The sequence below is a fragment of the Sphingopyxis granuli genome (assembly GCF_001559015.1).
GTDB lineage: Bacteria > Pseudomonadota > Alphaproteobacteria > Sphingomonadales > Sphingomonadaceae > Sphingopyxis > Sphingopyxis granuli.
On the sequence record NZ_CP012199.1, the window covers coordinates 3,771,963 to 3,795,243 of the forward strand.

Annotated in this window: 16 protein-coding genes; 10 read left to right on the plus strand and 6 right to left on the minus strand. The window is 68.6% G+C overall.

Translation table 11 applies throughout. From position 1 onward, the window contains the following. Positions 1 to 102: 102 nt before the first annotated feature. From clpA to argJ, 10 genes are all read left to right on the plus strand, one after another. Positions 103 to 2,439, plus strand: a complete 2,337-nt coding sequence (clpA, locus tag SGRAN_RS17355) for an ATP-dependent Clp protease ATP-binding subunit ClpA (RefSeq protein ID WP_067185739.1) — start codon at positions 103 to 105, stop codon at positions 2,437 to 2,439. Further along, complete coding sequence (locus SGRAN_RS22680; protein WP_210434165.1) at positions 2,436 to 2,612, plus strand: hypothetical protein; 177 nt, start codon at positions 2,436 to 2,438, stop codon at positions 2,610 to 2,612. Before clpA ends, SGRAN_RS22680 begins: the two co-directional genes overlap by 4 nt. A 655-nt stretch (positions 2,613 to 3,267) precedes the next feature. After that, positions 3,268 to 4,107, plus strand: coding sequence for a type I methionyl aminopeptidase (gene map / locus SGRAN_RS17360; RefSeq protein ID WP_067185741.1), 840 nt, complete (start codon positions 3,268 to 3,270; stop codon positions 4,105 to 4,107). Between the two features lie 273 nt (positions 4,108 to 4,380). After that, positions 4,381 to 6,558, plus strand: a complete 2,178-nt coding sequence (locus tag SGRAN_RS17365; RefSeq protein WP_067185743.1) for a PQQ-dependent dehydrogenase, methanol/ethanol family — start codon at positions 4,381 to 4,383, stop codon at positions 6,556 to 6,558. Between the two features lie 469 nt (positions 6,559 to 7,027). After that, positions 7,028 to 7,366: a P-II family nitrogen regulator gene (locus SGRAN_RS17370; protein ID WP_067112731.1), complete on the plus strand. Its 339-nt coding sequence runs from the start codon at positions 7,028 to 7,030 to the stop codon at positions 7,364 to 7,366. Between the two features lie 66 nt (positions 7,367 to 7,432). Further along, positions 7,433 to 8,845, plus strand: coding sequence for a type I glutamate--ammonia ligase (glnA, locus tag SGRAN_RS17375; protein WP_067185745.1), 1,413 nt, complete (start codon positions 7,433 to 7,435; stop codon positions 8,843 to 8,845). 153 nt (positions 8,846 to 8,998) lie between these two features. Next, positions 8,999 to 9,517 carry a hypothetical protein gene (locus SGRAN_RS17380; RefSeq protein ID WP_067185747.1) on the plus strand — a complete coding sequence of 173 codons (519 nt, stop codon included), beginning with the start codon at positions 8,999 to 9,001 and terminating at the stop codon, positions 9,515 to 9,517. 83 nt (positions 9,518 to 9,600) lie between these two features. Then, complete coding sequence (locus tag SGRAN_RS17385) at positions 9,601 to 10,911, plus strand: M20/M25/M40 family metallo-hydrolase (RefSeq protein WP_067185749.1); 1,311 nt, start codon at positions 9,601 to 9,603, stop codon at positions 10,909 to 10,911. A gap of 95 nt (positions 10,912 to 11,006) precedes the next feature. Then, positions 11,007 to 12,443 carry an aldehyde dehydrogenase family protein gene (locus SGRAN_RS17390; protein WP_067185751.1) on the plus strand — a complete coding sequence of 479 codons (1,437 nt, stop codon included), beginning with the start codon at positions 11,007 to 11,009 and terminating at the stop codon, positions 12,441 to 12,443. Positions 12,444 to 12,735: 292 nt separating this feature from the next. Continuing rightward, entirely contained in the window at positions 12,736 to 13,962 is a 1,227-nt protein-coding gene (argJ, locus tag SGRAN_RS17395) for a bifunctional glutamate N-acetyltransferase/amino-acid acetyltransferase ArgJ (protein ID WP_067185753.1), read from the plus strand. A 246-nt stretch (positions 13,963 to 14,208) separates the two neighbouring features. Here the strand turns inward: argJ and trxA are convergent, their stop codons facing one another. The 6 genes from trxA to tsaE all read right to left on the minus strand — a co-directional run bounded on the left by trxA (position 14,209) and on the right by tsaE (position 23,254). Continuing rightward, entirely contained in the window at positions 14,209 to 14,529 is a 321-nt protein-coding gene (gene trxA, locus SGRAN_RS17400; RefSeq protein ID WP_067112728.1) for a thioredoxin TrxA, read from the minus strand. Between the two features lie 63 nt (positions 14,530 to 14,592). Beyond that, on the minus strand, positions 14,593 to 18,036 hold the full coding sequence (gene addA, locus SGRAN_RS17405; RefSeq protein WP_067185755.1) for a double-strand break repair helicase AddA: 3,444 nt from the start codon (positions 18,034 to 18,036) through the stop codon (positions 14,593 to 14,595). Then, a complete protein-coding gene (addB, locus tag SGRAN_RS17410) occupies positions 18,036 to 21,002 on the minus strand; it encodes a double-strand break repair protein AddB (protein ID WP_067185757.1) in 2,967 nt (988 codons plus the stop codon). The genes addA and addB overlap by 1 nt, the downstream gene beginning before the upstream one ends. A gap of 88 nt (positions 21,003 to 21,090) precedes the next feature. After that, complete coding sequence (locus tag SGRAN_RS17415; RefSeq protein ID WP_067187153.1) at positions 21,091 to 21,810, minus strand: nucleotidyltransferase family protein; 720 nt, start codon at positions 21,808 to 21,810, stop codon at positions 21,091 to 21,093. Further along, on the minus strand, positions 21,807 to 22,808 hold the full coding sequence (locus tag SGRAN_RS17420) for an aminoglycoside phosphotransferase family protein (protein WP_067185759.1): 1,002 nt from the start codon (positions 22,806 to 22,808) through the stop codon (positions 21,807 to 21,809). Before SGRAN_RS17420 ends, SGRAN_RS17415 begins: the two co-directional genes overlap by 4 nt. Continuing rightward, positions 22,805 to 23,254: a tRNA (adenosine(37)-N6)-threonylcarbamoyltransferase complex ATPase subunit type 1 TsaE gene (gene tsaE, locus SGRAN_RS17425; RefSeq protein WP_067187154.1), complete on the minus strand. Its 450-nt coding sequence runs from the start codon at positions 23,252 to 23,254 to the stop codon at positions 22,805 to 22,807. The genes SGRAN_RS17420 and tsaE overlap by 4 nt, the downstream gene beginning before the upstream one ends. Positions 23,255 to 23,281: the final 27 nt, after the last annotated feature.

Here is a 23,281-nt window from a genome sequence, read left to right on the forward strand (position 1 = left end):
ATCGTGGCTTCCGCTTTTCCCTTGCGGTGAAGCGGCGGCATCGCCACCTTGTGGTCCCAGGGGTCCGCCTCTCCCCGGCGGGTCTCGCAAGGAGAACGACCCATGCCGTCCTTTTCGGAATCGCTCGAAAAGACCCTGCACAACGCGTTGAAGGCCGCGTCGGAGCGGCACCATGAATATGCAACGCTGGAGCATCTGCTCTATGCGCTGATCGACGACGAGCACGCCGCCGAGGTGATGCGCGCCTGCGGTGTCGCATTGGGCGACCTGCAATCGGCGGTGGTCCACTATCTCGACACCGAACTCGATAGTTTGAAGGTCGAGGGGCACAGCGACCCCAGCCCCACCAGCGGTTTCCAGCGCGTCGTCCAGCGGGCGATCCTGCACGTCCAGTCGTCGGGCAAGGACGAGGTGACGGGCGCCAACGTCCTCGTCGCGCTGTTTTCGGAGCGCGAATCCTATGCCGTCTATTTCCTCCAGCAGCAGGACCTGACGCGGCTCGACGCGGTTTCCTACCTCAGCCACGGCGTCGGCAAGGGCGGCAAGCCCGCCGCGCAGGCCGAGCCCGAGGAGAAGGAAGAAGCGAAGGACAAGGGCGAGGCGAAGAACAAGAAGGAAACCGCGCTCGACCAGTTCACCGTCAACCTGAACGAGAAGGCGAAGGGCGGCAAGGTCGACCCACTGATCGGTCGCGGTGCCGAGGTCGACCGCACGATTCAGATTCTGTGCCGCCGCAGCAAGAACAATCCGCTCTATGTCGGCGATCCCGGCGTCGGCAAGACCGCGATCGCCGAAGGGCTCGCGCGCAAGATCGTCGAGGGCGACGTGCCCGACGTGCTCAAGGAAGCGGTGATCTATTCGCTCGACATGGGCGCGCTGCTCGCCGGCACGCGCTATCGCGGCGACTTCGAGGAGCGGTTGAAGCAGGTCGTCTCCGAACTCGAAGGCCTGCCGCACGCGATCCTGTTCATCGACGAGATTCACACGGTGATCGGCGCCGGCGCGACGAGCGGCGGCGCGATGGACGCGTCGAATCTGCTCAAGCCCGCGCTGTCGGGCGGCGTCATCCGCTGCATCGGATCGACGACCTACAAGGAGTTCCGCAACCACTTCGAAAAGGACCGCGCGCTGCTGCGCCGGTTCCAGAAGATCGACGTGATCGAGCCGAGCCTCGAGGATACCAAGAAAATCCTCGCCGGGCTGCGCGAGGCGTTCGAGAGCCACCACAATGTCAAATATACCGCCGATGCGATCAACGCGGCGGTCGAGCTGTCGGCGCGCTACATCAACGACCGCAAGCTACCCGACAAGGCGATCGACGTGATCGACGAGGTCGGTGCGATGCAGATGCTGGTACCGCCGTCGAAGCGCCGCAAGACGATCACCGCCAAGGAGATCGAGGCGGTGATCGCGACGATGGCGCGCATCCCGCCCAAGTCGGTGTCGAGCGACGACAAGAAGGTGCTCGAAAGCCTCGAGACCGACCTCAAGCGCGTGGTGTTCGGGCAGAACACCGCGATCGAGGTGCTGGCGTCGGCGATCAAGCTGTCGCGCGCCGGGCTGCGCGATCCCGAAAAGCCGATCGGCAACTATCTGTTCAGCGGCCCGACCGGCGTCGGCAAGACCGAGGTGGCGAAGCAGCTCGCGGCGCTGCTCGGCATTCCGCTCCAGCGCTTCGACATGTCGGAATATATGGAGCGCCATTCGGTGAGCCGCCTGATCGGCGCGCCGCCGGGCTATGTCGGATACGACCAGGGCGGCCTGCTGACCGATGCGATCGATCAGAATCCGCACTGCGTGCTGCTGCTCGACGAGATCGAGAAGGCGCATCCCGACCTGTTCAACATCCTGCTGCAGGTGATGGACAACGGCCGCCTGACCGACCACCACGGCAAGACGGTCGATTTCCGCAACGTCATCCTGATCATGACGACCAACGCGGGCGCCAGCGACATGACGCGCGAATCGATCGGCTTCGGCAATGCGACGCGCGAGGATGCGCAGGAAGAGGCGGTGAAGCGCATGTTCACCCCCGAATTCCGCAACCGCCTCGATGCGATCGTGCCCTTCGGCTATCTGCCGCCAGAGGTGGTGGCGCGCGTCGTCGACAAGTTCATCCTGCAGCTCGAACTGCAGCTTGCCGACCGCAACGTCCACATCCAGCTCGACGAGGCGGCGCGCAAGTGGCTGACCGACAAGGGCTATGACAAGCTCTATGGCGCGCGTCCGATGGGCCGCCTGATCCAGGAGAAGATCAAGCAGCCGCTCGCCGAGGAGCTGCTGTTCGGCAAGCTGGTCCACGGCGGCGAGGTCAAGGTGAGGATGAAGCAGGGCGAGGACGCCAAGGTCGGCAATCCGCTCGCCTTCGAAATCACCCCCGCCCCGCCCAAGGCCGGCAAGGGCAAGGCGAAAGGCAAGGCCGAGAAGGCGGCGGAGTGAGAAAGAATTTGGACGAAACGTCAAAGCGCCAGATGCTCGCTGCCGAGGCTATCATGGCTGAGGATCGCGAGATTCTGCGCGCTTTGGCATCAATCGATCAGGACGAGCAGACGACGATTGCAAGAGCGGTCATGAAGAAGCGAAGGGCCGCGCTCAAGAAGCTGGCCGAATAGCACCATTTTTAAACCCCCTCTCCTTTAGGGGAGGCGACTATGTATTTTGCAAACGCGCTGGCGCCGGCCTTCGAACGGAAGGCGACTGCCGGTATGTTTAGAATCTTGTCATTCCCGCGAAAGCGGGAATCCAGGGTATGCGTCGGCTGACCCCACGCTGGATTCCCGCTTTCGCGGGAATGACAAAGGTGGGGAAGGCAGGAGAATGTCCGCTTCCCACCCCAAAGCCGGCGTCCTCGCTTGCGTTTGCAATCGATATAATCGCCTTTAGTGAAGGGGCAGCGAGACTTGGGTTCGGCGTTAGCCGGGCCTTAGTCGCAACGGGGTGGGCTGCGCGCCTTGGTTTGAGGCCGATGGCCCCACCCCAACGTCACATTGGCTGTCGTTGGAAATCAGGATTACCGGAGTTCGTCGCTGGCTAGACCAGCACACATCTAGACTCTGATGACTTTGGATTGACCCACTTCGTCATTGCGACCCCGGACCTGATCCGGGGGAAGCAATCCAGAGCGGTTACCGCACGCTCTGGATTGCCGCGCGGCCTCGCCGCTCGCAATGACGAGTCCATTCGATGTCATCACGGTCTAAACAGCGTAAGCAAAGCCGACACTCGCAAAACTAGCGTTTTAGCACCTCATCGCCTATATAGCCCCCCATGTACGACTATATTTCCGTCACCGCCGCCGAAGCCGGCACCCCTGCTCCCGTGCGCGACGGGACAATCAAGCTGCATGACGAGGCGGGTTTTGCCGGGATGCGCCGGGCGGGGCGGCTCGCGGCCGAGATTCTCGACGCGCTCGTTCCCTTCGTCCAGCCCGGCGTGACGACGGCGCAGATCGACGACCTCGTCCGCGAGATGACGCTGGCGGGCGGCGGCATTCCCGCGACGCTCGGCTATCGCGGCTACACGCACAGCTGCTGCACCAGCATCAACCATGTCGTCTGCCACGGCATTCCCGACGCCAGGCCGCTGCGCGAGGGCGACATCGTCAATGTCGACGTCACGCCGATGGTCGACGGCTGGCACGGCGATACGAGCCGCATGTATCTGGTCGGCGAGGTCGGCATCAAGGCGCGGCGGCTGGTCGACGTGACCTATGAATGCCTGATGCTGGGGATCGAGCAGGCCAAGCCGGGCAACAGGATCGGCGACATCGCGCACGCGATCCAGCAGCATGCCGAACGCCACCGCTATTCGGTCGTGCGCGACTTCTGCGGCCATGGGGTCGGCCAGATGTTCCACGACGCGCCCGAGGTCGTCCACGCCGGCCGCCCCGGCACCGGTCCCGAACTGAAGCCCGGCATGTTCTTCACCATCGAGCCGATGATCAACACCGGCAAATATGCGGTGAAGATGCTGCCCGACGGCTGGACCGCGGTGACGCGCGACCGCAGCCTGTCGGCGCAGTTCGAGCACAGCATCGGCATCACCGAAACCGGCTGCGAAATCTTCACCGCCAGCCCCAAGGGCCTGAACGCGCCGCCCTGGGCGTGAACACGCCGCGCTGCCGCGAACGCGCGGCGTCTAGAGCATCGAGCGTTAAATCTGACCCATCGTCCCGTTCGTGTCGAGCGCAGTCGAGACACCCATCAGCGTGGCGCAAGGCCGATGGGTGTCTCGACTGCGCTCGACACGAACGGATGAGGGGCGTTGCAGGTTCATGGCACGCCGCTCTAGGTAGAAGACCCTAAATCCCCCTTGCCAATCGGGCGCGCCCGGCGCAGAGTTGACGCAAACGTCAACCATGGACGTCGAGGGAGAGCGAATATGGCGAAACGGGTCTTCGTGACCGCGCTGCTGGGCGGCGCGGCGCTGGTGCTGGCGGGATGCAACGCATCGAAATCGGGCGGGACCGGATCGCTCGACGACGCGGAGAAGGCCAGCGAGACCCTGCTGAAGACCGGCGGCAACGGCGACGACTGGGCCGGCATCGGCTATAGTTACGACGAGCAGCGCTTCAGCCCGCTCAAGGACATCGACGACCGGAATGTCGGGCAATTGGGCATCGCCTGGTTCGCCGACCTCGACGATGCGCGCGGGCAGGAAGCGACCCCGGTCGTCGTCGACGGGGTGATGTATGTCAGCCACGCCTGGTCGAAGGTCGACGCATGGGATGCCGCGACCGGCAAGAAGCTGTGGAGCTTCGACCCCAAGGTGCCCGGTGAGCGCGCGGTCAACGCCTGCTGCGACGTCGTCAACCGCGGCGTCGCGGTCTGGGGCGACAAGCTGTTCGTCGGCACGATCGACGGCCGGCTGATCGCGCTCGACCGCAAGACCGGGCAGGAACTGTGGTCGACGCAGACCTTCGACACCGCGAAGCCCTATACGATCACCGGCGCGCCGCGCGTGGTGAAGGACATGGTGCTGATCGGCAACGGCGGCGCCGAATTCGGCGTGCGCGGCTATGTCACCGCCTATGACGCCGACACCGGCAAGGAGCGCTGGCGCTTCTACACCGCGCCCAACCCCGAGAAGAAGAAGGACGGCGCAGCATCGGACGACATCTTCGCGTCGAAGGGCAACGCGACCTGGTCCGACAAGGGCGAGTGGAAGGTATCGGGCGGCGGCGGCACCGTGTGGGACGCGATCGTCTATGACAAGGATCTCGACCAGATCTATCTGGGCGTCGGCAACGGCAATCCGTGGAACCACGGGCTGCGCTCGAACGGCGAAGGCGACAACTGGTTCCTCTCCTCGGTCGTCGCGCTCGACGCGGATACCGGCGCCTATAAATGGCATTATCAGGAAACCCCGGCCGAAAGCTGGGATTATACGGCGACGCAGCCGATTATCCTGGCCGAGCAGCCGGTGAATGGCACCCCGACCAAGGTGCTGTATCACGCGCCGAAGAACGGCTTCTTCTTCACCATCGACCGCGCGACGGGCAAGCTGATCGACGCCAGGCCCTTCGTCGACGGGATCAACTGGGCGACCGGCTACGACCTCGCAACGGGGCGGCCGATCGAAAATCCCGATGCCCGCTTCTATCGGACCGGCAAGCCGTTCATCGCCATTCCCGGCGCGCTCGGCGCGCACAACTGGCACCCGATGAGCTACAATCCCGCGACCGGCCTCGTGTACATCCCCGCGCAGCAGATTCCGCAGGGCTATCTCGAGGACATGGACGAGCTCGACAAGCGCAAGGTGCTCGGCTTCAACGTCGGCACCTCGCTCCAGGCCGGGATGCTGCCCGACGACACGGCGGCGTTCCGCGCCGCGGTCGCCGCGACCACCGGCCGCCTCGTCGCCTTCGATCCGCGTACTGGCAAGGTCGCCTGGGGGGTCGATTATCCCGCCGCATGGAACGGCGGGACGATGACGACGGCGGGCAACCTCGTCTTCCAGGGCACCAGCACCGGCCGCTTCCGCGCCTATGCCGCCGACACCGGCAAGCAGCTTCTCGACCTCGACATGCAGTCGGGAATCGTCAGCGCGCCTTCGACCTTTCGCGTGAACGGGGTGCAATATGTCGCCTTCCAGACCAGCAAGGGCGGCGCCTTCCCGCTTGTCGCCGGGATCGCGGGCGGCGTGACGCGTAAGGTGCCCAACATCCCGCGCCTCGTCGTGCTCAAGATCGGCGGCACCGTCCAACTTCCCGCGCCGCCCGCGACGACCGCGCTCGAATGGAACCCGCCCGCGCCGGTCGGCACGCCGCAGCAGGTTGCGGCAGGCAAGGCGCACTTCGGACGCTATTGCCAAGTGTGTCACGGCGACAGCGCGATCGGCAACGGCTTCACCCCCGATCTGCGCGTCTCCGGCACGCTCGCCAACGCCGACGCGTGGAAAAGCGTGATCCTCGACGGCGCGCTCAAGGATCGCGGCATGGTCAGCTTCGCGCGCGTGCTCACGCCCGCCGATGCCGAGGCGATCCGCGCCTATGTCATCGAGCGGTCGAACTGGACCAAGGCGCATCTGCCCGAGGCGTCGGCGCCCATGGGGCGGTAGGGCGCAGGCATCGCCCCCTTTCCAAAACCGATGCTGGTTGCGGAGGGGGCGGGACAGGAAATTTTCACGCGAAGGCGCAAAGGCGCGAAGAGGCCGTGTCATTGTGCTTGCGCCGCTTTCCGATCGCGCGAAGCGCCTTCAAGGTCGCCTGCGTCGACAAATGGACGGCCGGCCTCGTGCGCGGCCTTCTTCGCGCCTTCGCGCCTTTGCGTGAATCAAAATAGAAGCGCCCGTGCCGCCATGCCCATATATTAGGCAGCAGGATGGCGGCGCTGCCCGCGTCTTGGGCAACGCCGCGACCCCACGTCGAAATTCCCGTCGGAACCCCGCCATTCGCCAATTGGCACGGGTCTTGATTGGTGCAAGATGGCGGCACACCGCACCGACTCGACCGGGAGGACCGGACCAGGCATGCCTGATCCGGCCCGGACTGCGACCGGCGGTGGACAGCCCAAGGGGAATGGACAGCGTGAAGAAGATTGAAGCAATCATCAAACCGTTCAAGCTCGACGAGGTGAAGGAGGCGCTGCACGAAGTCGGCGTCAGCGGCATCACCGTCACCGAAGCGAAGGGCTTCGGGCGCCAGAAAGGCCATACCGAGCTTTATCGCGGCGCCGAATATGTCGTCGACTTCCTGCCCAAGGTGAAGCTGGAGGTCGTCGTCGAGGACGGACTGGCCGAGCGCGTGGTCGAGGCGATCGCCGCCGCCGCGCAGACCGGCCGCATCGGCGACGGCAAGATCTTCGTCTCGACCATCGAAACCGCGCTGCGCATCCGCACCGGAGAGCGCAACGAGGACGCGCTTTAGGGCCCGCCATCAGCCGTTCACCATCCCCCCGCATCGGGATCTATCGCAAGAAGGAAGTGCAAGACCATGGCCACCAAGCCGAAGGATATCATCGCGCGGATCGAGGAAAACGACATCGAGTGGGTCGACCTGCGCTTTACCGACCCCAAGGGCAAATGGCACCACCTGACCATGTGCGCCGGCGCGATCGACGAGGATGCGCTGGAGGATGGGCTGATGTTCGACGGTTCGTCGATCGCGGGGTGGAAGGCGATCAACGAAAGCGACATGATCCTGAAGCCCGACCTCGACGCCGTCTATGACGATCCCTTTTCGGCGACGCCGATGCTGATCATCGTCTGCGACATCGTCGAACCCGCGACCGGCGAAGGCTATGCCCGCGATCCGCGCACGACCGCGAAGCGCGCCGAGGCCTATGTCGGATCGACCGGCATCGGCGACACCGTCTATGTCGGGCCCGAGGCCGAATTCTTCATGTTCGACGACGTCCGCTTCGAAACCGGCTACAACAAGTCGGGTTTCGAGATCGACGACATCGAACTGCCGACCAATTCGGGCCGCAGCTACGAGGGCGGCAACCTGGCCCACCGGCCGCGCGCCAAGGGCGGTTATTTCCCCGTCGCCCCTGTCGACAGCGCGGTCGACATCCGCGGCGAGATGGTGTCGACGATGCTCGAACTCGGCCTGCCGTGCGACAAGCATCATCACGAGGTCGCGGCGGCGCAGCACGAACTGGGCCTGACCTTCGGCACGCTGACCCAGACCGCCGACCGCATGCAGATCTACAAATATGTCGTGCACCAGGTCGCGCATGCCTATGGCAAGACCGCGACCTTCATGCCCAAGCCGATCAAGGACGACAACGGCAGCGGCATGCACACGCATTTCTCGATCTGGGAAAAGGGCAAGCCGCTGTTCGCGGGCAACGGCTATGCCGGGCTGTCGGACATGTGCCTCTATTTCATCGGCGGCGTCATCAAGCATGCCAAGGCGCTGAACGCCTTCACCAATCCGACGACGAACAGCTACAAGCGGCTCGTCCCGGGTTTCGAGGCGCCGGTGCTGCTCGCCTATTCGTCGCGCAACCGGTCGGCCTCGTGCCGCATCCCCTATGGCGCGGGCGCCAAGGCGAAGCGCGTCGAGTTCCGCTTTCCCGACGCGATGGCGAACCCCTACCTCTGCTACGCGGCGCTGCTGATGGCGGGGCTCGACGGCATCCAGAACAAGATCCACCCCGGCGACGCGATGGACAAGAACCTCTATGACCTGCCGCCCGAGGAACTGAAGGAAGTACCGACCGTGTGCGCCTCGCTGCGCGAAGCGCTCGACAGCCTGGCCGCCGACCACGACTTCCTGCTGAAGGGTGACGTCTTCTCGAAGGACCAGATCGAGGCCTATATCGAACTCAAGTGGGACGAGGTTCACGCCGTCGAACAGACGCCGAGCCCGGTCGAGTTCGAGATGTACTACAGCGCCTGACCGGCCCGACCGGCAGAACGACAGGGGCGTCCGGCCGACAGTGGCCGGGCGCCTCGCGTCTTTCGGAAGAATGGGTCATCGCGCCGGCGCTTACCATTCGGCAAGATGGCGCTGCTATACCCCCCGACGGAATGTCCGAGGGGGGATATCGCAATGCTTCGCCGCCTGCTGCTGGTCGTCACGATGCTGCTGGTCGCCGGCTGCGGCAAGGTCGCCGAGCTGGCGAACCAGACCCGGACCGTCGCGGCGCCGCGCGAAGAGGTGTTCGCGAAGATGTTCGGCGACGAGGGCGCCTTCACCGGCCTGCCGCTCGTCACCAACGGCGGCTCGACCCGCCTTTACGAGCTGGTGATCGACAGGAGCGACCCGGCGTGGGCGCAGGTCGCGCCCAAGCTGCGCCCCGACGCCTATAAGGTGAAATTCGCCGTCGCGATGGAAATCCCGCGCGAGGCGCACATGATCTACAGCATCGACGACGGCGCGCTGGCGACCGGCCTCAAATTCACCTTCGACGAACTGGCGCCCAACCGCACCCGCGTCGCCTTTTCGATCGACGAACTGTCGGGTTCGGACAGCGAGGGCCTCCGGGTGAATGCGGCGAAGCTCCGTTCGATCGCGCGCGATGCGCTGAAGAAGCTCGACGATTTCGACGAGGTGAAAGACGCCGCCTGATCGCGGCGCGCAAAATCCCCGCGGCGACTTGCCGCCCCAGCGCCGAGTCGGCACAAGGAGCAACCCCTCGCAAGGAGTCGCTCATGAAATCGCTGCCGTTCATCGCCCTGCTCGCCCTCCAGTTCGCGCTCGTCCCGCCCGCGCAGGCGAAACTCAGCAAGGCCGAAAGCGCGATGGCGAAGACGGTCGCGGCCGAGCAGGACCGCTCGATCGCGCTGCTCGAACGGCTGGTGAACCAGAACAGCGGCTCGCTCAACCTCGCGGGGGTCGAGAAGGTCGGCCAGATGATGCGCGCCGAACTCGAACCGTTGGGGTTCGAGGTGACGTGGAAGCCGACGCCCGAGACCGGCCGCGCGGGCCATCTGATCGCGGTGCACAAGGGCCGCCCCGACACTAGGCGCCTGTTGCTGATCGCGCATCTCGACACGGTGTTCGAACCCGATTCGCCCTTCCAGACCTTCACCCGCAAGGGCGACCGGGGCGAAGGCCCGGGCGCGGGCGACGACAAGGGCGGAATGGTCGTCATCCTCGCTGCGTTGCGCGCGATGAAGGCGGCGGGAACGCTGAAGGACGCCAATATCGAAATCCACATGACCGGCGACGAGGAGGATGCGGGCGATCCGATCGAGAAGGCGCGCGCCGACCTGATCGAAGCGGGCAAGCGCAGCGACGTGGCGCTCGACTTCGAGGGGCTGGTGCGCGACGGCGGCGCCGACATGGGGTCGATCGCGCGGCGCTCGTCGGAAAGCTGGACGGTCACGGCGACCGGCCGGACGGGCCACAGCTCGGGCATCTTCGGCGCCGGGGTCGGCGACGGCGCTATCTACGAGCTGACGCGCATCATCCAGCGCTTTCGCACCGAACTGCCCGAACCCAACCTGACCTTCAACGTCGGGTTGATCGCCGGCGGCGAGACCGCGAGCCTCGACGCGGGCGGCATCCGCGGTGCCGCGACGGGCAAGACCAACATCATTCCGCCGATCGCGATCGCGCGCGGCGATCTGCGCACGCTGTCGATCGAGCAATCGCAGCGGGTGCGGGCGAAGATGGCACAGATCGTGGCGGACCACGCGCCGGAAACCGGCGCGACGCTGAGCTTCGACCCCGGCGGCTATCCGCCGATGGCGCCGACCGAGGGCAACAGGGCGCTGCTGGTGAAGCTGAACGGCGTCAACCGCGACCTCGGCCTGCCCGAGATGGCGGCGCTCGACCCGCTGAAGCGCGGCGCGGGCGACATCAGCTTCGTCGCCGCCGACGTCGACGGGCTCGCGGGCCTCGGCCCCTGGTCGACCGGCGATCACGCGCCGGGCGAGGCGGTCGATCTGCCCAGCATCGCGCGGCAGGCGACCCGCGCCGCCATCCTGATGTCGCGCCTCGCGGCCGAAAAGCGCTGACCCGCCAGCTTTCGCAGTTGGCCCAGCTTGATTCATGGTCCACAGTGATTAGGTAGCAATCCGATACGCAATTCCGCGCCGATGGGAGACAGACGATGAGCGATACCGAAACCCACCTGAAACAGCAGTACATCGGCGGCCAATGGGTCGACAGCAAGGGCGGCAAGCTGCACGACGTCGTCAACCCCGCGACCGAGGAAGCCGCCTCGACCGTCGTGCTCGGCACCGCCGCCGACGTCGACGCCGCCGTCGCCGCGGCGCGCGAGGCCTTCAAGAGCTGGTCGCAGACGACGCGCGAGGAGCGGCTGGCGCTGATGGGCCGCATCGTCGAGGAATATAAGAAGCGCGGCCCCGACCTCGCCAGGTCGATGGCCGCCGAAATGGGCGCGCCGGTCAGCTTCGCCGGCACCGCGCAGGTCGGCGCCGGCATCGGCGGCTTCCTCGGCACGATCGAGGCGCTCAAGACTTTCGAGTTCAGCGAGCAGCATGGCGCGAACAAGGTCGTCTATGAGCCGATCGGCGTCGTCGGCATGATCACGCCGTGGAACTGGCCGCTCAACCAGATCGCGCTGAAAGTCGCGCCCGCGCTGGCCGCCGGCAACACGATGATCCTCAAGCCGTCGGAGGAATGCCCGGGCAACGCGGTGATCTTCGCCGAAATCCTCGATGCCGCGGGCGTGCCGCCGGGCGTGTTCAACCTGGTGCAGGGCGACGGCCCGACCGTCGGCAACGCAATCTCTTCGCACCCCGGCATCGAGATGGTGAGCTTCACCGGATCGACCCGCGCCGGCATCCTCGTCGCCAAGGCGGCGGCGGACACGGTCAAGCGCGTCCACCAGGAACTGGGCGGCAAGTCGCCGAACCTCGTCCTGCCCGACGCCGACCTGGGCGCCGTGCTGCCGCCGACGGTGCAGGGCGTGCTCGTCAACACCGGGCAGAGCTGCATCGCGCCGACGCGCATCCTTGTCCACAAGGACCGCAAGGAGGAAGCGGTCGGCGTCATCAAGGCGATGTTCGACGGCACGCAGGTCGGCGATCCGAGCCAGGAGGGCGGTCACATCGGTCCTGTCGTCAACAAGGCGCAGTTCGACAAGATTCAGGGCCTGATCCAGTCGGCGATCGACGAAGGCGCGACGCTGGAAACCGGCGGCACCGGCCTGCCGAGCAACGTCAACCGCGGCTATTTCATCAAGCCGACGGTCTTCTCGGGCGTCACCCCCGACATGCGGATCGCGAAGGAGGAAGTGTTCGGCCCCGTCGCGACGATCATGGAATATTCGAACCTCGACGAAGCGGTCGAGATCGCCAACGACACCGAATACGGCCTGTCCGCCGTCGTGTCGGGCGACCCCGCCAAGGCCGCCGAAGTCGCGCCGAAGCTGCGCGCGGGCATGGTCGCGGTCAACAACTGGGGGCCCGCGCCGGGCGCCCCGTTCGGCGGCTACAAACAGTCGGGCAACGGCCGCGAAGGCGGGTTGTTCGGCCTCAAGGACTTCATGGAAATGAAGGCGATCAGCGGCATTCCGGCGTAATACTCCCCTCCCGCCTGCGGGAGGGGCTGGGGGTGGGCAGCGACGTCGCATTGGCCCACCCCGCTGCGGCCAGGGCGTGATGCCATCGAATGGACTCGTCATTGCGAGCGGCGGAGCCGCGCGGCAATCCAGCGCGTGCGCAAACCGCCCTGGATTGCTTCGCTCCGCTCGCAATGACGAAGGGGGTCAATCCAAAGTCATCGGTGTCTAGGACGCAAGCGCCCAAGTCTCGCTGCCCCTCCCGTAAACGGGAGGGGTTTTGCGTGGGGGGAAGAGCCGCTACACGCGCCCCATGACCACACGCTCGCCGCTCGCCCCCGCCGCCTTCCCCGCCCTGCCCGACATCGCCGGGGTGACGCGCCGCGTCGCGCGCGCGCGTTACAAGGAATGGGACCGCTGCGACCTCACCTATGTCGAACTGGCACCCGGCACCGCGGTCGCGGGCGTATTCACGCGCAATATCTGCTGTTCGTCGGAGGTCGAGCTGGGCCGCGAGCAGGTGAAGCACGGCGCCGCACGCGCGCTGATCGTCAACGCGGGCAACAGCAACGCCTTCACCGGCTATCGCGGGCGCGAGGCGGTCGAGCAGATCAGGACGCAGGTCGCGGAGCATCTCGGCTGCAAGGACGACGAGGTGTTCGTCAGCTCGACCGGCGTGATCGGCGTACCGCTGCCCAAGGACAAGGCGCGCGCGGGCATCGCGGCGGCGCTGACCGCCGATCCCTGTTCGTGGGAAGCCGCCGCCGAAACGATCGGCACCACCGACACCTTCGCCAAGGGCGCCGCGGCGAGCGCCGTCGTCGGCGGCCGCACCGTCCACGTCGCGGGGATCGTCAAGGGATCGGGGATGATCGCCCCCGACATGGCGACGATGCTCGGTTACATCTTCACCGACGCCGCGGTCGCGCCGGCGCTGTTACAGGAAATGCTGAGCGAGGCGACGGGCGGGACGTTCAACTGCATCACCGTCGACAGCGACACCTCGACCAGCGACACGGTGCTGCTGTTCGCTACCGGACAGGCAGGCAACACGCGCCTCGAATCATGGGACGACGCCGGCGCCGACGCGCTGCATGCCGCGATCCGGCAGGTGGCGCTCGACCTCGCGCAGCAGGTGGTGCGCGACGGCGAGGGCGCGTCGAAATTCATCGAGGTGCAGGTGGCCGGCGCGACCAGCGACGAGAGCGCGAAGCGCGTCGCGCTGTCGATCGCCAATTCGCCGCTGGTCAAGACCGCGGTCGCGGGCGAGGACGCCAATTGGGGCCGCGTCGTGATGGCGGTGGGCAAGGCCGGCGAACCCGCCGACCGCGACCGGCTGGCGATCCGTTTCGGCGACCATTGGGTCGCGAAGGACGGCCTGCCGGTCGAGGGCTATGACGAGGCGCCGGTCGCGGCACATCTGAAGGGGCAGGCCGTCCGCATCGGCGCCGACCTTGGCCTCGGCGAAGGCCGCGCGACCGTGTGGACGTGCGACCTGACCCACGGCTATATCAGCATCAACGCCGACTATCGGAGCTGAGCTGGCCTGCAATAACCGGGATCACCGAAAATCCGTTCGTGCTGAGCTTGTCGAAGCACCGTTCTTCGACAAGCTCAGCACGAACGGAATGGCGACTCTGCCTTTTCGACAAGTAACCGTTCCCCGGCGAAAGCCGGGGTCCATGCGAGGCAGCGCTGTGCCATCTGGACCCCGGCTTTCGCCGGGGAGCAACTCCTTACTTGCCTGAAGGATATATATGCCGAACGGAATTAGGGGGATGCGGAGTTACAGCGCCCCTTCGAGCCAGCCCTTGAGCGCGCTCTTGGGTGCGGCGCCGACCTTGGTTTCGGCGATCGCGCCGTTCTTGAACAGGATCATCGTCGGGATGCCGCGCACGCCATAGCGCGCGGGGGCGTCGGGATGGTCGTCGATGTTGAGCTTGGCGATCACCACCTTGCCCGCGAGTTCGTCCGAAATCTCTTCGAGCGCCGGGCCGATCATCTTGCACGGACCGCACCATTCGGCCCAGAAATCGACGAGGACGGGGGTGTCGCTGTCGAGGACATCGGCCTGAAAGCTTGCGTCGGTGATCGCCTTGGTACCCATGGGGAAACTCCTGAATATATGTTTGATGCCAAGCTAGGGCGCGCGCGCGTTCGGCTCAAGGGGTCAATCCGGCAAATTCGCCTTGGTTGCCGCCAAGCCCGGCTTGTGCGGCGCCAGCACCGCCGCGTCGAGCCCGATCAGCGTCGGCCCGGCGGTATAAAGCAGTGCCGCGTCCACCGCCCGCCCCGGGAAGATCACCCCCAGCGCATCGCGATAGGCGGCCATCTGGCGCAGATAGGTGGGCGCGACGTCTGCCGCGCTTTCGGGCACCTGCCGCCCGGTCTTGTAGTCGATGACGAGGATGCGCGCGTCGGTGACGAGCAGCCGGTCGACGATCCCCGCCACCACCGTGCCGTCGACCACCGCCGACAGCGGCACCTCCGCGAGGCTGCCGGGGCCGAACAGCGCCGCGTGCGCCGGATCGCCCAGCACCGCGAGCACCTCGTCCGCCATAGCCGCGCGATCGCGCTCGTCCAGCGCCGGCGCCTGCGCCGCGAGCCAGCGCAGCGCGGCGGCGCGGCGGCGGTCGGACGCGACCGATGGCAGGCGTTCGAACAGCGCGTGGAGCAGCAGCCCGCGCTCGACCGCCGCGGCGCGCGCACCGCCCTGCGGCGGCGTCGCCACTTCGTCCTCGCCGAGCGCCGACGGAGCGAGCGGCCGCGGCGGCCGCGCCTCTTCCGGCGCCGGCCGATGCGTCCAGGCGGGCAATATGAGCGGCGGCGGCGCGGCCTTAGCCTCCCGCTCGCGGCGCGCCCATCGGCCGGCGTGGACGCGGTGAACCCGGCGGCGGCCCCACAGCGGCCCCGCCTCCTCCCAGTCGCAGCCCATCGCCTCGAGCGCGCCCTGCGCCGCCGCGTGCCAGCTCGCCGCGGGCACCGACCGGTCGGGCGTTTTCGTCACCCCCGCGACGACCAGTATTTCCTCGGCCCGCGTCATCGCGACATAGAAAAGCCGCCAATGCTCCTCGGCCGCCGCGCGCGCCGCTGTCTCATAGGCTTCGGCGAGCGCGCCGTGGCGTTCGTCGCCGGGCAACGCGAAGACGGGGAGTTTCTCCCACGCCGCGACGTCGACGGTGAAGGGCCGGTGCCCGATCCCCGCATCGTCGGTCGCATCGGCCAGGATGACGATCGGCGCCTGCAACCCCTTCGATCCGTGCACCGTCATCACGCGCACCACGTCGCTGCGCGCCTCGGTCTGGCGCTTGATCTCGGCGGCGCTGCCCTCGACGCTGGCGAGGAAGCCGAGCAACGACACCGTCTCGCGCGCCTCGAACGCGAGCGCCTGGCTCAACAGTTCGTCGATCGGGTCGCGCGCCTCGCGCCCCAGCCGCGCATAGAGCCTGCGCCGCCCGTCGATCGGCCCCGACAGCAAGGTTTCGAGGAAGCGGAAGGGCGTGGTGTAATCGGCCATCGCCAGCAGGTGGCGCAGCGCCTCCATCGTCGCGGCGGGCAGGTCGCCCTCGGCCCTGCGCAGATGCTCCCAGATCGCGGCGCGCCCGCGTCCGCGGGTGCGCGCATAAAGCTCGTCCTGCGTCCAGCCGATCAGCGGCGAGACGAGCAGCGCCGCGAGGTTGAGGTCGTCGAGCGGCTGCACCGCAAAGCGCATCGCCGCCATCAGGTCCTGCACCGCAAGCGGCTGGGTCAGCGCGAAGCGGTCGACGCCCGCGACCGGGACGTGCAGCGCCTGCAGGCGCGCGACGATCCGCGCCGCGAGGTCGCGGCGGCGGCGGACGAGGATCATCACGTCGCCGGGCGCGACCGGGCGTCCATCCTTGCCGTTCGCGATCCAGTCGCGAACCTCGTCGGCGATCGCGCGCGCGAGGCGCATGCTCGCGGGGTCGGAGGCGGGCGCGCCGGTATCGCCCCCGATGCCTTCGTCGCCCGCATCGTCGGTTTCCGTATCGAGCGCCTTGTCGACCGGCAACGGTGCCCAAAGCTCGACCTGCCCCGCCTGGTTCGAACGGAAGGGGCGGTGCGGCGGTTCGTCGCCGTCCAGCCCCATCGCGGCGGTGCCGCCCGCCGCGAGCCACGCATCGACGACTTCGAGCACCGCCGGGGTCGAGCGATAGTTGGAGACGAGATCGACCTGGCGGAACGCCTGCCCCGCCCGCTCGCCCAGCGCATGGAACAGGTCGCGCGCGGTGGCGAAGGCTTTCGGTTCGGTGCCCTGAAAGCCGAAGATCGCCTGCTTGCGGTCGCCGACGGTGAACAGGGTGCGCGCGCGTTCCATATCGTCGCGATGGACCGCGAAAAACTCCTCGGCGAGCGACAGGACGATGCCCCACTGGCGCATGTTGGTGTCCTGCGCCTCGTCGACGAGGATATGGTCGGTGCGCTGGTCGAGCTTGAAGCGCACCCATTCGCCGAAGCTGCTGACGCGCAGCAGGCTGCCCGCGAGGGTGATGAGGTCGTCGAAATCGGCGAGCCCGCGTGTCCGCTTCGCCAGCGCATAGCCCTCGGCGAAGCGGCTCCCGAGCTTCCATGCCGCCGCCAGTTCGTCGGCGACGCGCATCGCGGTCGCGGTACCGCGCAGGCCCGCCGCCGCCTCGACGATCCGCACTGCCGAATCGACGCAATCGGTCATCCGGCCCTTGTCGCCCGCGAAATCGGCGCGCAGATCGCCCTTGCCGGTCAGGAAGCAGCCGATCAGTTCGTCGAGCATCGCCGCGCGCGCGCCGGGATCGGCCATCAGCCAGCCGATCATCCTGTCCGAACACGCTTCCCCGGTCCGGGTGCCCCACGCCGCGCCGCTCGTCGCCACCGCGCGGATGTCGGCATCGGCGATCGCCCCCGCCGCCAGTTGGTCGGTGAGCCACGCATCGGGGTCGCCCACCGGCAGGTCGAAAGCGTCGCGCAGGTCGCGCGCCGACGGCGGCAGCAGCGCGCGCGGCCCGCCGAACGCCGCCGCGCAGCTCGACAGGAAGGACAGCGCCGATTCGGGACCGAGCCGCCGCGACAGCATCGCCGCCGCGTCGCGGAGGTCCGTTTCCTCTTTTTCCGCGCTCAGCAGGTCGCTCAGCACCTCGCGCTGCAGGGCGCCGGCCTCATCCTCCTCGATGGCGCGGAAACCGGGGAGCAGCCGCGCCTCGAGCGGGAAGCTGGCGAGCAGCGTCTGGCAGAAGCTGTGGATCGTCTGGACGCGGATCGCGCCGCCGGGGCTGTCGATCACCGTCGCGAACAGCGACCGCGCGCGCGTCATCAGCCCCGGCCGCTGCCAGTCGAGCCCCAGCGCGTGCAGGTCGAGCCGCAGGTCGCCCTCGTCCATCCGCACCCACGCGGCGAGCCGTTCGTGGATGCGGTGCGCCATCTCGGCCGCGCCCGCCTTGGTGAAGGTGATGCACAGGATCGCTTCGGGCGATACGCCGCCCAGCATCAGCCGCAGCACGCGCGCCGAAAGTACCTGCGTCTTGCCGGTGCCCGCCGACGCGCCGAGCCAGACATGGTGCGCGGGATCGGCGGCGGCGCCCTGCCGCGGATCGAGCGTCGCGAGGCCGCCGGGTTTCGCCATCACTCGCCCTCCCCGCGCCCGAACCATTCGTCGCGGCGCATGAGCTGGTCGTAATCGCCGGGGCCCGCGACCTCGCCCGGCGCGAACGGTGCGTCGCCGAGCAGATAGCGTCCGGCAAGGTCGACGAGCGCCCCGGCGGCGTGGTCGATCGCCTCTTCGGCACTCTTGAGCCCGCCGCGCGGTCCATGGGTGCGGGAGATCTTCCCGGCGCCGCCCGCGCGGCGATCGGGGCGCAGGCTCCAATATTCGAGGCTCGCGACGGGCGCGGCGGCGATTCCCTCCATCCCGCCCGCGCGCGCGATCAGGCCGAGCAGGCCGAGCTGGTTGTCGAGCCTGTCGTACGCCGCCTTGGCACTCGGCGCGCCGCCCGACTTGTAATCGACGATGGCAAGGCTGCCGTCGTCGTGGCGGTCGATCCGGTCGGCCTTACCGTGAAGCGTGATGCCGTCGGCGGTCAGCTCGCCCCGCGCTTCGACCGCGAGCGGCCGGCGCCCCTCGGCACTCCAGACCTGCTCCGCCGCCCAGCGCAGCGCGGGCTCGATGCGCGGCAGCCAGAAGGCGCGCGCGATGGCGTCGAGCGCCGGGTCGATACGCAGCGCGGCGATTTCGGCCTCGAACCCCTCGCGCGTCGCGCCGCCGCGCACCCAGTCCTCGAACAGCGTATGGATGCGCGTGCCGCGCCAGCGCGGATCGGGCGCGGCGCTGAGCGGATCGAGCGGCGACAGGCCGAGCATCTGGTTCGCATAATAAGCGAAGGGATCGCGCGCGAGCCGGTCGAGCGCGGTGACCCCGATCCGGCGCGGCCGGTCGGCGAGCGGGGGCGCGGGGCGCGGCCGCGGCGTCGGCCGCGGCTCGCCCGGCGGCGCATCGAGTTCGGCCGCGAGGCGGGTCAGCGGCACGCCGCCGGGGTCCGGCTCGGCGAGGTCGCCTGCCAGCGCCGACAGCCGCAGCCAGAATCGCGACGCGACCGCCGGGTCGCCGCCGCTGCGCTGCGCGCGCGTCACGACGATCTCGCGCGCGCCCAGCGCCCCGGCGAAATCATGCGCCGCCAGCCCCTGCTGCCGTTCGGGCGCCGGCAGGCCCAGCAGGCGGCGGATGCCGGGCGCGAGCCACGGGTCGGGCTGCGTCGCGGCGGGCCAGCGGCCCTCGTCGAGCCCGCCGAGGATCATCAGGTCGGCGCGCTGCAACCGCGCTTCGAGCAGGCCCCAGATGAACAGCCGCGGGTGCCCGCCATAGGGGGGCCGCACGCTCGCCTGCGCCAATAGCTGGCCGAGCATGGCCGGAAAATCGGCCGGATCGACGCGCGCCGGGCCCGCGCCGCGCGCGAGCGCCCACGCATCGAACAGTTCGGCGAGCATCCGCCCCGCCGGTCCGGTCCATACCGCGTCGCCGGTCAGCCGCTCGAGCCCCGCCTGCAAGGCGCCGAGCAGCGTCGCGGGCGGCGTCGGCCCGGCGGCGAAGGGCGCCAGCGTCGCGCCGAGCGCCTCCGACAGCTCGCCCCACCATGGCCCGAGCGCCGCCGCCAGTGCGTGCCCGCGCGCCTTCGGGTCCGCCGCGCGCGCCGCGATGCGCGCCGTCACGCCCGCCCAGCCCGGCGTCAGCCCCGGCTCGCGCAGCAGCAGGTCGAGTCGCCGCACCTGGTCGAGCCACGCAGCGCGCTCCTCCCCCTTGCGCACGAGCGGATGGCCGAGCAGCGACACCAGCGCGACCGGGTCGAAATCGGCCGCCAGTCCGGCAAGCAGCAGCAGCAGGGCGCCCGGCGGCGTCTGCGCGAGCGGCTGGCCGGCGCTGTCGTCGACCGCGATGCCCCAGCGCGTCAGCGCCGCCGCGACCCGTTCGGCCAGAGCGCGATCGGGGGTCACCAGCGCCGCGGTGCGCCCGGGGGTTTCGATCGCCTCGCGCATCAGCAGCGCGATCCCCTGCGCCTCCTGCCCGTCGTCGGCGAAGACCGCGCCCGACAGGCCGACGGTCGCCGCCGACAGGTCGCCCGCCGCCTGCCACTGCGCGCTATAGGCGGCGGGCGCGAGGAGCAACGAAACGAAGGGCGTGCGCGCCTCCGGGCCGTCGAAATCGGACACCGCATCCCACGCCTGAACCTCGTCGCGGCTCGCGCCCATGCGGTCGAGCAGCAGCTTGAGATGATATTGCGGATGCGTTTCGAGCGGGCGCGCCGGATCGTCGGCATCGGATCGCGTCGGCCCGAGCGCGTCCCACTCCTCTGTCGCCATGACCGGGTCGAGCCCGGGTAGCACCACCATGCCGCGCTCCATTCCGGCGACGGTGCGCAGCAGCCGGGCGACGGCGGGCGCCGCGGTGGTGATCCCCGCCGCAACCACGAAGCGCGCCGGCGGAGCCTTGCGCCAGCCTTCGCGCACGCGGTCGAGCAATCGGTTGCGGCGCTCGGCGCGGTCGATGCTGCCGGTGGCGGCGAGCACGCCCGGCCAATGGTCGACGAGCAGCCGCAACCGCGCGAGCGATGCCTGCCAATGGCCGGCGAAGGCCCCCAAGTCGAGATCGACGAGCGCCGACACCGTCCGCTCCTCATAATGAAGCTGGTCGATCACGCGCGCCAGCCCGTCGGCAAGCTGGAAGGCGGCGGCGCCCGTGATCGCCGCTTCGCCCTCCGGCGTGTGCCGTTCGATCAGTTCGGCGAGCAGCAGGCGGCGGCGCAGCGGGTCGATGGCGGGCGGCAGCGGCTCGGCCTCGTCGATCGCGTCGAGCGCCAGCGCGACGCTCTCGTCGAGGTCGGCGTCGCCGATCACCGCGAGCCGCGGCATCAGCAGACCCTCCCCGCCCGCACGCACGAACGCCGCCTGCACCGCGCTCTTCGCGCGGTTGCTCGGCAGCAGGATCAATCCTTCGGCAAGGCCGAGCGCCCCGTCGGCGAAGCGCGCGATCAGCCCCGCCGCCAGCGCGTCGGCGAAAGCCCGATGAATCGGGATGGAGAAGATGGCGGGCCGCGTCATTGCGAGCGCAGCGAAGCAATCCAGGGCAGTTTACGCAAGCTCTGGATTGCCGCGCGGCTTCGCCGCTCGCAATGACGATGGAGAAAGGTCAAACCCCGCCCAGCGCCGCCTCGGTCGGCGCGATCGCCGCCGGGGTGCCGACGTCGAACCATTGCCCCATGTGCGCGAGGCCGTAGAGGCGGCCCGCCGCGATGGCACGGTCCCACAATATGTTGGTCGAGAACGCCCCCTCCGGCGCGTCGTCCAGAAAACGCCGCGACACGAGCTGGATGCCGGTGAAGACAAAGGGCGCGACGCGGCCCGGCCTGCGCCGCGACAGCCGCCCCGCCGCGTCCATGTGAAAATCGCCCTGTCCGCCATGCCCGCGCGCGCTGGCATGCTCGACCACCAGCAGCAGCGCGTCCATCGCGGCGCCGTCCCAGTGATGCGCCAGGCTGCGGATGCTGTTCTGCGGCCCGTCGGTCCAGATATTGTCGCTGTTGACGATCAGCATCGGATCGCCCCTCAGCAGCGGCAGCGCCTTGACCATCCCGCCGCCGGTTTCGAGCAGCCGGTCGCGCTCGTCGGAGATGGCGATGTCGAACGGCCGCCGCTGCGCCGCGAGATGCGCCTCGAGCGCGTCGGGCAGATAATGGACGTTGACCACGACATGGCCGATGCCCGCCGCCTCGATCCGGTCGAGGCTGTGATCGATCAGCGGCTTGCCCGCGACGCGCACCAGCGGCTTGGGCCGCGTCGCGGTCAGCGGCCGCATCCGCTTGCCGATGCCCGCCGCCATCACCATCGCGCTTTCGATCGTCGCGCTCATGCTCCCGTCGCCTCCCCCGTCGACTCCCATGCCTCCGCCCGTTTCCCGGCGGGAACATGGGCATCGAACCACGCCTTCACCGGCGCGAGCGCGGGATGCGTCAGGTCGCGTTCGAGCAAGCCCCACATGCGCGGCTGGAACCGGCGGTATCCGGGCTTTCCGTCGCGCTTCCACAGCCGCACGAAGACGCCGAGGATGCGCGTGTTGCGCTGCGCGGCCAGCGCCCAATAGGCGGCACGGAAGCGGTCGTCGCGCGCCGTCGCGGCGACATAGCGGTCGAGCATCGCGGCCTCCACCGCCGGGGTCACGTCGCGCCGCGCATCCTCCAGCACCGAGGCGAGGTCGTAGGCGGGATGGCCGACGAGCGCGTCCTGAAAGTCGAGCAGGCCGAAATGGGCGATGCCCTCTCGCCCGCCGAGCAGCATGATATTCTCGGCATGGAAATCGCGCAGCACCGTGACGCGCGCGATCCCGTCGGCGGCGACCGGCGCCAGCGCCGCTTCCCACGCGGCGCGGAACGCATCGCGATCGACCTCCAGCCCCAGCGCCGGGGCGTACCAGTCGGGAAAGAGCATCACCTCGTCGAGCCATTGGTCGAGCCCGTGCACCGGCAGTCCCGGCATCGCCGGGCGCGCGTGGAGCCGCGCGAGCAGGTCGACCACCCCCGCATAATAGCCGGCCTCGGCCTCCGGCCTTTCGTCGAGCGTCTCGCGCAGGCGGACGTCGCCGAAATCCTCGATCAGCAGCAGACCCCGCTCCAGATCGCGCGCCAGAATCGCGGGCGCGGTCAGCCCCTGCGCGCACAGCCACTCGGCCACCGCGACGAAGGGGCGCGGGTCCTCGTGTGGCGGCGGGGCGTCCATCAGCACCGCCCGCCGGCCGTCGCCGACGACCCGGAAATAGCGGCGGAAGGAGGCGTCGCCCGCCAGCGGCAGGATTTGCGCGTCGCCCCAACCGTGCGCGGCAAGGAACGCCGGGGCATCGGCGGGCGGAATCATCGAAGCGGCCATCGCGCTTCCCAAGCCGCCGGCACCTGCGCTGTCAAGACGCGCGCGTCGCCGCTGCCCGAAATCGTCAGCGCCAACGCATCGGGCCAGCCCTCCGGCCCCAGCCGCTCGGGCCATTCGATCAGCAGCGCGCCGTCGTGCCGGTAATCGTCGAGCCCCAGTTCGATCAGCTCATCCGCCCGCTCGATGCGATAAAGATCGACATGGGCGATGGGCAGGTCGACCTCGGGCGGCGCATAGGGCTGGACGATCGCGAAGGTCGGACTCGGCGCCTCGCCCGCCAGCCCGCGCGCCTTCAGCATCGCGCGCGCCAGCGTCGTCTTGCCCGCGCCGAGATCGCCCGACAGCAGCACGACGTCGCCGGGCGCCAGCACCGCGCCGATCGCGGCGCCGATGCGGCCGGCGTCTTCGAGCGTGTAGGGGTGGCGCGTTTGCATGGCGGTCGTCAGCTTCGCGGGGGCTGC